The sequence below is a fragment of the Pseudomonas sp. NBRC 100443 genome (genome assembly GCF_030268185.1).
In the GTDB taxonomy this organism is placed as follows: Bacteria; Pseudomonadota; Gammaproteobacteria; order Pseudomonadales; family Pseudomonadaceae; genus Pseudomonas; species Pseudomonas citronellolis.
Map to the genome: position 1 here is coordinate 134,467 of NZ_BSQE01000005.1, position 15,320 is coordinate 149,786.

12 protein-coding genes and 3 pseudogenes are annotated in these 15,320 nt (G+C 61.9%); 6 read left to right on the plus strand and 9 right to left on the minus strand.

Features of this window, described 5'->3' with window-relative positions; translation table 11 throughout:
- The first annotated feature begins 7 nt into the window (after window positions 1–7).
- The 4 genes from QSJ95_RS08410 to QSJ95_RS08425 all read left to right on the plus strand — a co-directional run bounded on the left by QSJ95_RS08410 (window position 8) and on the right by QSJ95_RS08425 (window position 4,437).
- The gene (locus tag QSJ95_RS08410; protein ID WP_034040884.1) at window positions 8–325 is read left to right on the plus strand and encodes a lipoprotein; all 318 of its coding nucleotides are present in this window, start codon (window positions 8–10) and stop codon (window positions 323–325) included.
- A 174-nt stretch (window positions 326–499) separates the two neighbouring features.
- On the plus strand, window positions 500–3,061 hold the full coding sequence (locus QSJ95_RS08415) for an autotransporter family protein (protein ID WP_285641585.1): 2,562 nt from the start codon (window positions 500–502) through the stop codon (window positions 3,059–3,061).
- Window positions 3,061–3,954 carry an alpha/beta hydrolase gene (locus tag QSJ95_RS08420; RefSeq protein ID WP_285641587.1) on the plus strand — a complete coding sequence of 298 codons (894 nt, stop codon included), beginning with the start codon at window positions 3,061–3,063 and terminating at the stop codon, window positions 3,952–3,954. Before QSJ95_RS08415 ends, QSJ95_RS08420 begins: the two co-directional genes overlap by 1 nt.
- Before the next feature lie 177 nt (window positions 3,955–4,131).
- Window positions 4,132–4,437 (plus strand): addiction module antidote protein, encoded by a 306-nt coding sequence (locus QSJ95_RS08425; protein ID WP_285641589.1) that lies wholly within the window; start codon window positions 4,132–4,134, stop codon window positions 4,435–4,437.
- 151 nt (window positions 4,438–4,588) lie between these two features.
- On the opposite strand, the pseudogene QSJ95_RS08430 reads toward QSJ95_RS08425, so the two are convergent.
- The 5 genes and pseudogenes from QSJ95_RS08430 to QSJ95_RS08450 form a co-directional block, all read right to left on the minus strand.
- Window positions 4,589–4,933 (minus strand): annotated as a pseudogene (locus QSJ95_RS08430) (histone-like nucleoid-structuring protein, MvaT/MvaU family); the annotation flags it as partial.
- Window positions 4,934–5,107: 174 nt separating this feature from the next.
- Complete coding sequence (locus tag QSJ95_RS08435; RefSeq protein WP_285641591.1) at window positions 5,108–5,860, minus strand: SDR family oxidoreductase; 753 nt, start codon at window positions 5,858–5,860, stop codon at window positions 5,108–5,110.
- A gap of 426 nt (window positions 5,861–6,286) precedes the next feature.
- Window positions 6,287–6,697, minus strand: a complete 411-nt coding sequence (locus QSJ95_RS08440) for a MerR family transcriptional regulator (RefSeq protein ID WP_285641592.1) — start codon at window positions 6,695–6,697, stop codon at window positions 6,287–6,289.
- Window positions 6,698–6,810: 113 nt separating this feature from the next.
- Entirely contained in the window at window positions 6,811–7,761 is a 951-nt protein-coding gene (locus QSJ95_RS08445; protein ID WP_285641595.1) for an MBL fold metallo-hydrolase, read from the minus strand.
- Window positions 7,762–7,796: 35 nt separating this feature from the next.
- On the minus strand, window positions 7,797–9,023 hold the full coding sequence (locus QSJ95_RS08450) for an NADH:flavin oxidoreductase/NADH oxidase family protein (RefSeq protein WP_285641597.1): 1,227 nt from the start codon (window positions 9,021–9,023) through the stop codon (window positions 7,797–7,799).
- A 157-nt stretch (window positions 9,024–9,180) separates the two neighbouring features.
- Between QSJ95_RS08450 and QSJ95_RS08455 the strand changes: the two genes are divergently transcribed.
- Window positions 9,181–10,005, plus strand: coding sequence for an alpha/beta fold hydrolase (locus QSJ95_RS08455; protein ID WP_285641599.1), 825 nt, complete (start codon window positions 9,181–9,183; stop codon window positions 10,003–10,005).
- An 85-nt stretch (window positions 10,006–10,090) separates the two neighbouring features.
- Here the strand turns inward: QSJ95_RS08455 and QSJ95_RS08460 are convergent, their stop codons facing one another.
- Window positions 10,091–10,417, minus strand: coding sequence for a hypothetical protein (locus QSJ95_RS08460; protein WP_285641600.1), 327 nt, complete (start codon window positions 10,415–10,417; stop codon window positions 10,091–10,093).
- Between the two features lie 20 nt (window positions 10,418–10,437).
- Window positions 10,438–10,608: pseudogene (locus tag QSJ95_RS08465) on the minus strand (transposase); the annotation flags it as partial.
- Between QSJ95_RS08465 and QSJ95_RS08470 the strand changes: the two are divergent.
- Window positions 10,601–10,720, plus strand: a pseudogene (locus QSJ95_RS08470) (DoxX family protein); the annotation flags it as partial. The pseudogenes QSJ95_RS08465 and QSJ95_RS08470 sit on opposite strands and share 8 nt — an antisense overlap.
- A gap of 236 nt (window positions 10,721–10,956) precedes the next feature.
- Here the strand turns inward: QSJ95_RS08470 and QSJ95_RS08475 are convergent.
- Together QSJ95_RS08475 and QSJ95_RS08480 are read right to left on the minus strand one after the other, a co-directional pair.
- Window positions 10,957–12,894: a sensor histidine kinase gene (locus QSJ95_RS08475; protein ID WP_285641605.1), complete on the minus strand. Its 1,938-nt coding sequence runs from the start codon at window positions 12,892–12,894 to the stop codon at window positions 10,957–10,959.
- 10 nt (window positions 12,895–12,904) lie between these two features.
- Window positions 12,905–15,163 (minus strand): EAL domain-containing protein, encoded by a 2,259-nt coding sequence (locus QSJ95_RS08480; protein WP_285641607.1) that lies wholly within the window; start codon window positions 15,161–15,163, stop codon window positions 12,905–12,907.
- Window positions 15,164–15,320: the final 157 nt, after the last annotated feature.

Consider the following 15,320-nt stretch of genomic DNA (forward strand, 5'->3'; position numbering starts at 1 on the left):
CCTTTCGATGAAGAAGTACCTCCCCCTGCTCCTGATCGTCGCCGCGCTGACCGGTTGCGACTCCAAGCCCCCTATCACCGTTGAACTGGGACAGAACGAAATGTGGGGCAGCCCCCAGCTCCAAATCACCTCCAAGAAGAACGAGGTCACCATCAACAGCGTGGAAGTGAACCGAGGGAACTGTAAGCGCTACGTCTGGGAAGACCTGCCGCACAAGATGACCTTCGGCGAAGTGCTGAAAGTCGATTCGCGCTACTGCCAGAAGGTCGTCGAGGTTTCCATTTCCACCAGCGAGGGCGACTACGACTTCAGCTTCGACCGCTAATCCCTAGCGTCTCTTAACCCCCATTCGGAATACCCAACTCCGCCCACGGCCATCGCTTGGCCGTGGGCGGAGCGGGGACCTTTTTGTTTTTTGAAAACCCAGGAGCCGCTCGTCGAGACACACCCCCAAAAGAGAAAAAGAGCCACAGCCACACACACTCAAGGACCTGAACCCATGACCCCGATGTATCGCAAAACCCTGCTCGCTCTGGCGATTTCCGCCAGTGCCCTGCCCCTCGCCGCACACGCCCTGACGCTGACCAACAGCGGCTTGGATAGCGAAGGCAACACCTACACCGACAGCACCGAAGTCACCGGTGCCTTCACGGGCAGCGACCAGCCCATTCGCTTCTACAGCGACACTTTCAACCACGACCTGGTGCTCAATTCGCAGGTGCAGGCTACGGGCGATGACCTCAACGGTGCCGACCTGTCCTACGCCGGCGATGATGACACTCCCTCGCCCATCGGCGCGCCGACCGAGGTGTTCGGCAACCTGCAGAACAAGGGCAGCATTTCGGTGAGCGGCGCCGGCGTCACCGGCCTGCTGATCGATCCCGCCATCATCCACGGCAATCTGGTCAATGACGGCACCCTGCAGGTGGCCGGTGGCGTGCTCGAGGGCGACGGTATTCGTGGTCTCAAGTTTGCCGGCCAGTCGGTGTTGCAGGGCGACCTGATCAACGCTACCAGCGGCAAGATCCTCGCCGATGGCCAAGAAGCCACGGGCATCCAGCTCAAGGGCGGCACCATCGGCGGCAAGCTGATCAACGATGGCCTGATCCAGGTCAGCGGTACCGAATCGACGGGCGTTCTCGCCACCTATGACGACGACATGGGTAGCCCGGATCGAGTGGACCTCGGCGGGATCGAGAACCATGGCAGCATCGTGGCCCACGGCGACGATGCAACCGCGCTGCGTCTCGACGGCGTGAGCTTTGCCAGTGCGCCAGTGCAGGTGCTCAACACCGGCACCATCCAGGCTGACGATGCCGCCATCGAAGTGGGCGCCTTCGACATCGACGGCGCGAATGCCGGTAACACGCTGGTCATCCAGAACAGCGGCAACCTAATTTCCCAGGACGAAGCCATCGATGCCTCCCAGGCCAGTGGCGGCGTACACCTGGTGTGGAATGCCGGCAGCATCACCGGTAACTTGATCGACCTGTCCAACATCGAAGTGAACGGCGACGTGACCTTCAGCGGCACCGACGCCAGCACCGATGGCGCGAACATCCGCCTGAAGGACGCCGGTTGGCTGGATGTTGGCAGCGATGCCGGCAACATACCGGCGCATCTGGAATTCGCTCAGCCGCACACCACGATTCAGGGCAACCTGGATGTGGCGGGCAACTCCTCGCTGGGGCTCAACCTGAGCACGGCCACGGATCCGAGCAAGGCCGTGGTCGCGGTATCCGGTACCGCGGAGTTCGCCAAGGGCTCGCAGATCCAGCTGGCGGCCCAGGGCAGCGACTTCAAGGCCCAGGGCACGACCTACACCTTGGTCCAAGCCGGCACCCTGCAGGATGAAGGGGTCAGCGTGACCAGCCGCTCGGCCCTGCTGAACGTCGACACCGTCAGCAGCGGCGACAACCAGATCGTGGCGAAGGTCAGCACCAAGGGCCAGGACGAAGTCGGTGAGGTGATCGGCCAGATTGGTGGTTCGGCCAACGCCCAGCGCGCGGGTGCAGCCTTCAGCCAGGTGATTACTGGCCTGGCGCAGAGCAATCCCAACGATCCGGTGTTCCAGGCTTACGTGAATGCCTCGCAGGATCCGGCAGCGCTGAAGAAACTGGCTGAGCAACTGGCTCCTGAGGTCAACGGTGGTGCGACCCAGGCGGCCACCAGTGGACAGACGCTGATGAGCAACGTCACCGGCAATCGCACCAGCAGCCTGCGCGGTGCGTCCTCGGGTGACGTGCTGCAGAACACCGGCATCTGGGCCCAGGCGTTGTACAGCGATGCCAACCAGGACCTGCGTGATGGCGTGGCCGGTTTCAACGCCTACAGCCGCGGCATCGCCATCGGCGCCGATGGCAAGCTCACCGATCAGTTAACCCTGGGCGTGGCCTACAGCTTCCTGCACACCAGCGTGAACAGCGACAGCGGCAACACCACCGACGTCGATGGCAATGCGCTGACCCTCTACAGCGGTTTCGAACAGGGCAACTACTTCGTCGATGCCAACTTGAGCTATGGGATCAACGACAACGAGAGCAAGCGTCGCATCGTCGGCACCACGGCCAAGGGCGACTACGACAGCCAGGTCCTGGGGGCCAATGTGGTGGGGGGCTACACCTATCACCTGAACGACCAGGTCCTGGTCGAGCCTCGCCTGGCTGCACGTTACGCCCGCGTCGATATCGACGGCTACCACGAGAAGGGTTCGTCGGCAGCGCTCAAGGTGGATAGTCAGCGCTACGAGGTAGCGGAGCTCGGTGCTGGTGTGCGGGTAGCGGGCAACTTCCAAGTCGGTAATGGCAACCTACAGCCGCAGGCCACGCTGATGGCCTACCATGACTTCGCCGCGGACGAAGCCCAGAGCACCTCGACCTTCACACTGGGTGGCACACCCTTCGTGAGCCAAGGTGCCAAGGCGGTGCGTAACAGCTACGAAGCAGGTGTGGGAGCGGACTACCATCTAGGCGCGGTCACGGTTGGTGTCAGTTACGACTACACCGGCAAGACCGACTTCAATGCCGATACCTTCACCGCCAAGGTTCGTTACGACTTCTGATGAGCCACTACCTTTCCGGCCCACGCACGTGGGCCGGTTTTCTTCGAGCCCTTCGAGTTCTTACGGCGCTGTTGATCGGCGCCCTGCTCGTCGGCTGCCAGTCGCCCCGCGAAGCACTGCAGCAGTTGTCGGATGCGCACGGGCGGCAGTTGGAGATCCTGTCAGGGCAGCCATTCCCGCTCGCCATGCTGGCACCGCAAGGCGTAGAGAAAACCACTCGTTTACGCGTCTACCTGGAAGGTGATGGTCATGCCTGGGCCACGGCGACGCAGCCCAGCCTGGATCCGAGTCCGCGCAATCTGCTGGTGGCGCGCCTGGCCGTGGACGATCCGACACCGAATGCCTACCTGGCGCGGCCTTGTCAGTTCGTGATGGCACCGACCTGCGAACCCACGCTCTGGACCCAACGGCGGTTCTCCCAGGAGGTGGTCACTAGCCTCAGCCAGGCGCTGGATCAGTTGAAGCAGCGCTATGGCAATCGGGAGCTTGAGCTGGTGGGGTATTCCGGCGGCGCGGCATTGGCACTGCTGCTGGCAGCTCAACGGAATGATGTTGCTCAGGTTCAGAGCCTAGCCGGCAACCTCAGCCCAAGGCTTTGGGCGCAGATGAAAGGACTCTCGCCCCTTGATGGTTCGTTGGATCCGTTGGACTATCGGGATCGGCTGGCGGCGATACCGCAGCGACATCTGGTGGGAGAAACAGACGACGTGGTCCCTGCATCGCTAGTCAAGGGCTACCTGGAGCAGCTACGTCCATATGCCTGCAGTCAAGTTGCTACCTCGCCGACTACAGATCACAAACAAGGCTGGGAGGCTGCTTGGAAAACATGGCGCAATAAGCCGTTAAGCTGCGAGAGCAACTGGCCCCAAATACCTAAGCCGCCGATAGTCTGATCGGCCTCAGCGAAGCAAGTATGGCCCGCTATCGCCAAAAGCGGACAATCAGAGGCGTCTATGAACCCAGGTGCTATTCAATCGCTAGTTTAGCGATGCACCGCACCACCCTTACCGGTGCCGGCGTCATGTGGCGACCACTCGATACTAAACTACCGATGCATAGCGAGTTAAGGAATGAAAGAGCTTATTGAGAAAGTCAAAACGCTGACATCGACAGATGCCATCAATGATTTCATCTATGGCGCGTTTGAAACTGGCGACGCTGCTTACATCACCAAAAGCATAGGTGCCGTTATACGAGCAAGGGGTATATCTGCCTTTTCCAGAGAAACTGGAATTTCCAGAATGCAGATCTACCGTTCCTTCAGCGAAAATGGTAAACCCAATTTCAAAAATTTACTCACAGTGATACAGACGCTTGAGCTATCGCTGACCGTTCGCCCCAAAAACAAACCAGCAGCCAACCAGCCACCTTCGTAAACAGCAGGCGTGCATCAGCCATACTCTTGACTCAGTCCTGTAGGCTTGCCACCAAGATGAATTTTTAAGAAGGCTGCATCAGGAGCAGCCTTACACATACATCGGCAAGAAATTCTCTACGAGACCGCCCATCTACTACAGCCACTCATATTCAATTCTGCTGCCACGACTCGACCACATCGTTACCGTGTTCAGCTTTCCAGGCCTTCAGCACCTTGTGGTTTCCACCCTTCGTTTCCACCACTTCACCGGTATTCGGATTCTTGTAGACCTTCACCACACGCTCACGACGCCTGGGTTGCGATGCACGAGTTCCACGGATGCTCACAGCAGCAACCGATGGATCGAGAATCGCTACGATGTCACGAAGGGACTTGCCATATTCTCCCATCAGCATTTTCAATTCTTCCTCAAACTCGATTTCCTTTTTGAGAGACTCGAGATAAGCCAGTTGGTCAGCAAGGGCCTTTTCTGCAGCACGGAACTCAGCAAGCTTTTACATTAAAATAATCTCAATGAGAATGGATGAGCATGCAGAGCATGTCCGACACCGCGTATTGATTAGCTTCTAATCAAAGATTAGCCTAACTAGAGCAAACCACCGTTTGGCGTAAAGAACGGATAGTTGTTCTTGGGGCAGGTCCAAATACCTCGAACACGCCCATAAGACTCAGTTCATCCTAGCAACCCACCGCAGCGGCAGAACCTTCATAACGATCGCCATCGCTGTCCACGGCCAGGCTGGCACGCAAGCACTGCTCGGTGCCCGCTCAATGGTCTTTGCCAACGCCTTGCAACCGACTTCCTCGCTGACAGCGAAAGGCAGCGACTTCGCTCCAGCATTCAGCTCCGTGCGGATGTAACCGGGGAACAGCGTGCTCACCTTGATCGGCGTGCCAAGGAGCTCGGCGCGAATCCCCTCGCCCAGATGCGCGAGCGCGGCCTTGCTGGCGGCATAGGTTGTCAGGTGCCTGGGCAGGCCACGCATGGCGCTCATGGACGAGATAAGCACCAGATGGCCCGCGCTCTGCCGGCGAAATATCTCGACGGCAGCCTCGCACTGCGCCAGGGCGGCGACGAAGTTGGTTTCGGCGGTACGCCTGTTGGCCTCGAAATGGCCGGTACCGATGCGCTTGCCCTCACCCACGCCAGCATTGACGACGATGCGATCGAGACCGCCGAATCGTTCAGCGAAGTGACGGAACACCCGAAACACCTCTGGATGGTCGTTGACGTCCAGCGCCTCGACCTCGACTCGCACGCCGAATGTCTTCGTCAGTTCGTCCGCCAGTTCGAGCAGCCGCTCGGTCCGCCGGGCGCACAGGGCCAGGCTGTAGCCACGAGCGGCGAACTCCCGCGCCATACCGGCGCCCAAACCGGAACTGGCGCCTGTGATCAGTACGATCTTGGATGGTTTCTGCATATTCCCCTCTGTATCTGTATCTGTCGAGTCACGCCGAATCACTTTCACGCCCGGCTTTTGCTGCTGCAGCCGATCAGTTGCAAGCAGCGCCAATAAGGGAGCAACCAGGCAGCACAGCCCTCGTGCCTTTCGTCAACAGGCTGCCGATCGCACTCCGATAAATCATTTCCGCCCCCCTGCACTCTGTTAATCGGCGCAACAAAGGTGGGCGAGCGCACGGCCTACGACCTGGGAGGCTCCAGAGCGCCCGACCACATCGCCTTCCTAACCAGCAACTAGCCGGAGATCCGCGCACGCTGCCGACAACACGGCGGACCGTACAGCGAGCTCGTGGTGCCCGAACTGGGGTTGCTACAAGTATTCCTGGTCACCCCTTCCGGTCTGACCGTCGAACTCAACTTCCCGGCCAGCGAGGCCAACCGCTGACTAGGCGGATCGCCGCAGCGTATCCATCACCTGTTCGGCGTTGGCCGAACAGGGCCGGTCGACAGGCTTGTTCTCCGTCTGCCGGATCACCGTCAGCAACCGCGCCCGGTTCTGCCGCAGTTTGCGTTGCAGCGCCTCGATCTCCGCCAGCTTGCGGCGCAGGGTCGAGAGCAGCCCTTCGCGGTTCCAGTTGGCGAAGTCGGGCGTCGGCAGCAGGTGGCGGATCTCGCCGAGGGAAAAGCCGGACTGCTGGGCGCTGGTGATGATCTCCAGCAACTGCACCGTCTGTGCCGGGTAGTCCCGGTAGCCGTTGCCCTGGCGCCTGACCTGGAGGATCAGCCCCTGGGCCTCGTAGAAGCGAATCTTCGACGGCGTCAGGCCGGTGCGGCGCGACAGTTCACCGATTCTCATGGGCAGTCATCTCCAGTAGGCAGTGCAGCACGGGCCCGTGCTGCGATTGCCGAAAAATACGCCGGCCACCGCGGATCGGGAGGCACCCCAGCGGCCGAAGGACGCAGGGCCTATCAAGGCTGTGTGGATACCTCGGCGGACGTCGTCGAAACAGCAAGGAACCTGGGCAGGGTCGAGGTCACGCGGCGGTCGTGCGAGGGCACTATCACCAGGCGTGGATTTGCCGCCTGCAACTGATGCAGCTTGCCGAGGTTGGCGCGTACCGTCGCCGGGTCCTCGTCGACCATGCGCCGGGACAGCCAGGGGCGTTCCGCCGGGATGTCCACGCCCTCGTGCTGCCAGGCCTGGTCGCCGATCAGGGCGTAGTCATGCTGCACGGTGCGCACGAAGGCCACCACCGAACCCGGCGTGTGGCCGGCGATCGGCACTATCACCACCGAGCCGTCGCCGAACACATCGTGGCTGGCCGGAAAACCGGCGTAGGCCGGCCCGTCGAAGTCGTACACCTGGTAGTTCAGCGGCTCGAAGCTGCGCATCAGCGCGGTCGCCTCGCCGCCGTTGGCGATGAACTCCCGCTCGGTGCGGTTGACGAAGACCGGTACACCCTTGAGGTCCTCGACGGCGCCGATGTGGTCCCAGTGGCTATGGGTGATGAACAGCCCGAGGAGCTGGCCGGGCGCGATCCCCGCAGCCTGCAGCTGGTCGGCGAGCGGCGTCTGCGCATGCACCTTGGCCAGGGTGCGCATCAGCCAGGGCACGGTCTTCATGTGCTCGGCCAGGTTCCGGCCGAAACCGCCCTCGAACACGATGATCCCCCTGGGATGGCGGATGACGAAGCAGTCCATGCCGAACGGCAGCTGCTTGATCTCGCCGCCGCGATAGGCCAGTAGCGCGTTCGAGTCCATGGTGCCGGTCTCAGCCACCGAAATGTCGATCGTGGTGGCGGGCACGGGCGGCAGCAGCGCACCGGCCTGCTCAGGCAGCGGAAGCTTCTGGGGGGTGAAGGTCCAGCCCAGGGCAAGCAAGGCGACGACCAAGGCCGCCAACAAAGTCTTCTTGATCATGCAGTTCTCTACCTTATTGTTGTGATTGCTTGGATCTAGCCGCGCGCCATCCACTTGCGGTACTGGCGGGTGCGCCGGGCGACATCCAGGCGCTCCAGGACCAGCGCCAGCAACGGCGACACCGAGGGTTTCGGCGAACGGCCCAGGCTGATGGCGCGCATCTGGTACTTGATACTGGCCATGTAGGCGCGGGCCGCCAGCAGCTTGTGCTTCCAGCGGATCGGCGGCAGCTGCGCCTCGACCTCCTGGACGCGCTGCCAGCTCAACGGCAACCGCGGCGCCAGCGCCAGCGCCGAAGCCATACCGACCATGGCCATGCCGCCAGCAAGCACCCGCTCCGCCACCTCGCTCCGGTGGATGCCGCCGGTGACCATCAGCGGCATGCGCGCCGAAGACACCATTTCCCTGGCGAACTCCAGGAAGTACGCCTCGCGCGCCAGGGTCCGACCGTCCCGCGAGTCGCCCTGCATGGCCGGCGCCTCGTAGCTGCCGCCGGACAACTCCACCAGGTCCACCGGCAGCTCGTTGAGCATCTGCAGCACCTGGCACGCATCGCTGACGTCGAACCCGCCACGCTGGAAGTCGGCGGAGTTCAGCTTCACCGCGACGCAGAACTGCGGCGACACCTGCGCGCGCACCGAGCGGATCACCTCCAGTAGCAGGCGAGCACGGTTCTCCAGGGAACCGCCCCAGCGATCCTTGCGGCGGTTGCTCAGCGGCGAAAGGAACTGGCTGAGCAGGTAGCCGTGCGCGGCGTGGATCTGCACGCCGGTGAAGCCGGCCTGTTCTGCCAACACTGCCGTACGAGTGAAGCGATGCACGACATCGTCTATATCCGCCTCGCTCATCTCCCGCGGCATCTGGAACATCCGCGACAAGGCGCCGAGTTCCAGCGCAACCGCCGACGGCGCCATGGTCGGCTGGCCCATGCTGGCCAGCATCTGCCGGCCGGGATGGTTGATCTGCAGCCAGAATTGCGCCCCTCGGCTACGCCCCGCACTGGCCCACTGACGGAACCGCGCCAATTGCCGGTCGTTTTCCAATACCACACCGCCGGGACCAGTCAGTGCGCGCCGATCGATCATGACGTTGCCGCTGAGGATCAGGCCGACGCCGCCATCGGCCCAGGTTTGGTACAGACGCAGCAGTTCATCTGAAGGCGAGTGTTCTTTGTCCCCCATATTCTCCTCCATTGCGGCTTTGCAGAGGCGATTGGGAATGACGGCACCATTAGCTAGGACAAGGGGTTCGAAAAGGTTCATGAGCTTGGCCCGGTCGTAAAATTTACGGGAGCCTAGGTTTAAAGCCGGGTTTAAGGTCAACCTCCATTTCAGCTTCGGATCGGGCAGTATTCGAGCGCTCCGACGCAGGCGCCGACGATCTATTCTTCGCTCTCTTCGAACTCGCCGAGGGCGATACATGAGCCAGGAACATCTTGAACACATCGCCATTCCAACGGCGCTCGGAGAGTTGCACGTCAGGGTTGGCGGACAGGGTCCGGCAATTCTCTTCTGGCCGAGCCTTTTGATGGATGGAACGATGTGGCAAGGGGTAGCGGACAGACTGATGTCGCGCTATCAGGTAGTCCTGATCGATCCCCCCGGACATGGAGACAGCTCGGCGCTATCTCGCCATTTCGACTTCACGACCTGTGCTAACTGCATCGTCCAAATCCTGGACAGTCTGGGCATCCGCAATGCCCACTATGTGGGCAACTCGTGGGGAGCGATGATCGGCGGAACCTTTGCTGCGCTCTATCCCGACAGAGTCGGTGTGGCCGTGCTTATGAATGGAACGGCCTCCCCTTGCGGTCCGGGCCAGCGCCTGCAATTTCAGCTGATGGTCCAGCTGGGGCGCTTGCTGCACGGTATAAGGGGGCCCTTGCGAGCTAGCGCTGTTGCGGCCTTCCTGGGGCCAACCAGCCTACGAGACAGGCCACAGGTCGCCGCCGATGTCCGCGCCGCCCTGGCACGAGTCGATTTCCGCTCAGCCCGCTGGGCAGTGGAGAGCGTTGTTCTTCGCCGCCCTGCCCAGCACGAGCTGTTGAGCACCATCCGTACCCCCGTCATGGTCGTTGCAGGCGCCGAGGATGCGACCTTTCCCGTCGCCGAGACACAGGCCATGGCTCAAGCCATCCCAGGCTCATCGTTTGTCGTGATGCAAGGGGCCGCACACCTCGCTGGTCTGGAGTGCCCAGGGGAGGCTAGCGAGATGATCGAGTCCTTCATTCGTATCCACGGATGAAAACGTATCCCTCCCCTGCAGGCAGTTGTCTTCGCTGTGTCAGCTCTGGCCTTTTCGCGGGGACTGGGGAGATGTGATGGCCAGTTCATGCAAGGGGTTGCCAGTGCAACAGGGTGGTCATCGGCCCCGGCAGCCCATCTTGCTCCTTAGGGTGCGCCATGCGCACCCGCCGGTTATCGCCCCCGCGCACGACGGGTGAGAGGAGGGCAGGCACGCCCGGCTGACATGGGTCTTCGGACGTCCCCTCCCAGCCGTTGCTCAGGATCGTGCCAGAGTTGGCTGCGATGACGACACCCATAGCCTTAATGCGGCGGTCGCCCCGGCTGCCGCTGCTCAGCTCGTCGGAGGCCTGGGCGAGGCGACGCACACCGGTGTCGATGTAGCCGACTAGACTGCGCAGGTTGGCGGTCATCGCCGTCATAGCCCGCTGCATGGTGCCAGGATCAGCCACGAAGTGAAGTGCTGCGAGGTACGCCAGCGGCTCAGATCCGTGCCGCACTCGGCGACCAGGCGCAGTGCCCAGTAGGGACCAATGCCGTGGATCAGGGCCAGATCGACGCCGACCAAATGATAGAGCAAGGTGCGTACGTCGAAGTTGATCGACGTGTTCGTCTACCAAGACGCCTGGCCGACCCACCTGTCCTGGGCCGGCTTGCTCCTGCTACTGATAGGCCGAGGCCCCTGGTCGCTGGACCAGCCGCTACAGATTCAATGAAAAGATGGTCCGATAAGAAAAAGAAACCCGGCCGAAGCCGGGTCCTTAAAGGGAAATCCATCATTGTGGATGCTCAGCAGGAGATGGGGTTCAGACTGGTCAGCCGCAATGATGGCAGTCCGATAATGTCAAACTGACACAATCAGTACAACCCAAACTGATATCAGGTATCTCAGCCAATCACCATCGCATCTTGAGGAAAACGCAGCCCCTTGCCGAAAGTCGACCAGACGATTTCAAACGCCAGGCAAGGTATCCGGTCCCTTGCGCGGTAGAAACAGGACGAAACGCGTCCCCTGCCCGGTACCCCGCGCCTCGTCGACCACCACACTTTCTACCTGCAATCGCCCGCCCAGCACCTCGCTGACGATCTGATGCAGGATGTGCAGACCCAGCCCGGTATTGCCGCGATGACGCCCCGTGGTGAAGAAGGGTTCGAGGATGCGTGGCAGTTCGGCCTGAGGGATGCCCTTGCCATTGTCGCTGAACTTCAGCACCACCCGCTCCGACCCGTCGGCGGCGATGGCGATGCTAATCCGCCCCGCCCCGCCGTCGGGGAAGGCATGTTCCAGGGCGTTGCTCAGCAGGTTGGAGATCACCTGCCCCAACGGTCCCGGGTAGCTGTCCATCAACAGCCCCGGCGGCAAATCCAGCGCCAGTTGCACCGGCTGTTGAGGGTCCCAGTGGCGCAGGCGCACATCGGCATCGAGGATTGCCTCGGCGAGGTCGAAACGACGCCGCTGCAGGCTGGTTCGATCCATGGCGACCTGCTTGAAACGCTGCACCACCCCGACCGCGCGGCCAGTCTCGGCCTGGGCGATGGCCAGAGCTTCCCGGCTGTCCGCGAGGAAGCGCTCAAGATCGGAACGGCGCAACCCGGCGTCGAGTCGTCGCAGGAGCTCATCGAGACTGCTCTGCACAGTGGAGAGTGCCAGGCTGGCGCCCCCCAGCGGCGTATTCATCTCGTGGGCCACACCGGCGATCATCAACCCCAGCGAAGACAAGCGTTCGACCCGGGCCAGTTCTGCCTGCATCGCCTGCATATCCCGGCCAGCCTCGATCAGGGCGCTATTGGCCAGCTCTAGCTCGCGGCGCCGGCTCGACTCGGCGAGCATACTGCGCAGCAGGCGCAGGATCAGGAAAGCAGCCAGGCCGAGGATGAACAACGCCAGTACGGCAACGACCCCTTTCCAGCGCCAGCCCAGCGTGCCGACAGCTCCGTCCGGCAGCTCCACCAGCACACGTAGCCCGAAACGATGAGCGTCGACTTGTACGCCTTCGCGGCTGTGCAGCACTTCGGCGCGGTCCAGGTCGATCCACGACCAGTCACCACCCTCGCCTCGCCAATTACCACTACTTCGGTTCTGCATCTGCTGCCAGAGTCCCGGCAGACTCGCGACCAGCCGACGCTCGCCGTTGCCCAATTGCCAGTTCCATTCATCCTCTGCGCTCGGCCCAAGCAGCCAATAGCCGTCGTGGTTCACCAGGAAGAGCTTCACGCCTTGGCGGGCGCCCAACTGCCGTAGGCGGTCAAGCAGCCGCTGAGCACGATAGTTGAGTACTACCACGCCATGGTTGCGCCCCTGGTCCAGCACCGGGCTGACGACCCGCAACGTCGGTTGCAGCGGATGCTCGATGGTGCCGTGCTCAACGTTGAGGTCCAGTTGCGAGAAGTAGATGCTGCCGTCGGGTAGGCCCACTGCCTCGCTGAAGTACGGACGATCGGCCTTGTTCTGCAGTTGTTCCGGAGGCACCAGTACGACATGACCATCGCGGTTGTTGACGCGCAAGCGCTCATCGCCTTTCTCGTCGATCCAGCGCACCTGGTCGTAGTAACCGGAGCTGCGCGAGAAGCTGAGGAAAAGACGCGCCGCCACGGAGTCCGCACGGGTGTCGGCACTGATCAACTCTGGTGGCAGATCGGCGAGGAAGACCACATCGTGCCGTAGTAAATCCAGCGCCCGCGTCAGTATCTGCACGGCTTCCTCTCGGACGCCGTCGCGAGCACGCAGGGCCGGCTCCCGCACCGCTCGTTCCAGTTCGCTCCACAGCAAGGGTATGCCCAGGAACAGCAGCAGCAGCCAAGGAACGGACAGTGTCAGCAGATGGCGCCAGCGCTGCCGCCACCAATGGCCGTCGAGCCGCAAACCACCGGCTCGGGCGGTTTGCGGCATAGCCGGCTGCTCAGTGGTCCCGCTCACGCAGACGCTCGATGAAGGCATCCAACGGCTCGGGGCGACCGAACAGATAACCCTGGGCTCGCTGACAACCGTGCTCGCGCAGCCAGTCGGCCTGCTCAGCGGTTTCCACCCCTTCGGCCAGCACATACATCTGCATGCGGCGACCGAGGGCGATGATCATGTCGGCGATGCTCTGGTCGTCATCGACCAGACCGATTTCGCGAACGAAGCGCTGGTCGACCTTGAGCGTCGAGGCGCAGATCGCATGCAGGTAGCTCAGCGACGAATAACCGGTGCCGAAATCGTCGATGGCGATAGAGAATCCGGCCTCCTCCAGACTACGGAGGATAGTGCCGCCGGCCTGCTGGTCATTCATCGCCGCCGATTCGGTGACTTCCAATTCGATACGTTCGGGGCGGATGCCATGCTGGCGGACCACCGCGGCAAGCTCTTCCGAAAACTCCTGACGCGCCAGTTGCAGTGGCGACACGTTGACCGCCAGTGTCAGGTCGGGAAAACCGGCTTGGTCGATCTCTCGCACCGCGGCACAGGCCATCTCCAGGATACGCTTGCCCAGCGGCACTATCAGGCCATTCGCCTCCGCGATGGGTATGAACACACCAGGAGGCACTTCAATGCCATTTGTATCAACCCAGCGAGCTAGTACCTCCGCTCCTAATACCCGTCCACTCAGCAAGTCAACCTGAGGCTGGAGAACTATGCGGATGCCCTCGGTGTTACGAAGCGCATGGTAGAGCGCATGGGACTGCTGGAAACGCAGGCTGGTCTCCGCCTCCATGCCCGGTTGGTACTCACATAGCAGCGCTGCCTCGCTACGCGCCCGCTTGAGCAAAAGCAGGCCTGCCGAGATGGCTCCCCGTGCGGACCCACTGTAGGCATCCAGGTCCAGTCGGGCGGCACCGATCCCGATGAAGGGGGAATGGGCGCTCTCGTCGAGCAGCTCCAGGCTACGCACCTGCTTCTCTGAGAGACGCTGAGTGGGTCCGAGAATCGCGAAGGTATCCTCATGGAGTCGCGCAACCAGGCAGGGCGGCGGAAAACTTGCTCGCAGGCGACGAGCCATCCCCTGTAGCATCAAGTCACCTTGTTCGACACCCAGCGACAAGCTGCTCTCGGCGTATTGATCCAGATCCACCAGCAGCAGCATGCGACCGCAGGGTGGAGGCAAGGCTAGGACGCTTTCCAGTTCGCGGAGTAAGGCGTTGCCATTAGGGATCGACAGCAAAGCATCCTCGTAGGCGATACGATCGAGGCGGCTGCTGAGGGCAACGTTGATCAACCCGGAATTGACTTGGGTGGAGAACACCCGCAAAAGCTCATGCTCGGTCTCGTCAAGGTGACGGTCGGTGGCCAGGTAGGCAGCCGCGTGGGGTACACCCGCCGTACCAGGGAAAAAGAGCACCTGACTATCCTCGGTGGCGATGGCCGTCTGCTCCTCCATCGCCCGGCTCAGCAAACTACGGATCTGGAGGTCATCCAGAGATGCCAATGGCCTGGCCAGGTGCCCGGAGAAGCGCCCAGCTGCGGCGCTAATGCAAGCGCGCAACGACGTCTCACCGGAATGCTCCGCCTGAACGCAAACCAGGCCATCTGGAGCCACCCCGAGCAAACTCGACAATTCACAGATCATTCGCGCCGAGAAGTCCTCCAGCCCCCTGGCAAGGGTTAGGCTATTACTCGCCTCGACGATCGCCTGGAGTCCACGCTTGGCTCGGCTCAGCGCACGAATCTGCTGCCAGGTACGCAGGTTGCCGGTGAGGATGCTGTGCAAACGCTCCTGGCTTAGCTCGGTCTTCAACCAGTAGTCGCTAATATCCAACTGGTCCAACGACGCCTGCATAGGCGCCATGCCCGGCTGACCGGTCAAGAGAACGATCCGCACATCGGCATTGCCCTGCACCTCACGCACATTGCGCACCAAGCGCAGGCCAGCATCGTCGGTTTCCATTACAACGTCGAGCAGCACCACCGCCAGTTCCGGAGTAGCCACCATCAACGTGGCCGCCTCCTCTGCCGATCGGGCCGTCAGCAGGCGCAGCGGCTGGCCTTGGTAACGGTACCCCTGCAGCGCTACCCGCAACGACCGCTGGAAACCAGGGTTATCATCGACGCTGAGCACCAGCAAGGGGGCCGCGTCGATCGGGGCTGCCGATGGTTCTTCCGGAGAGAACTGGAACATGTCCTCTCCGGGTACTTCATCATTCCCTCGCATCGCCATCCCCTCATCCGGGTCCTTGAGCATTGCTAACCCTGGAGGATGCCGGGCAAGCATGCCTTCCCTGTATAGAGCAAAGGATGGCATTCAGCCAGAATGCCCTGAGCTAGCTTCCGGCACTCGCTATCGCCCCAACATCGCTCTACTGAACCTATCGGCCACTATCGACACAGACTCGCCAAGA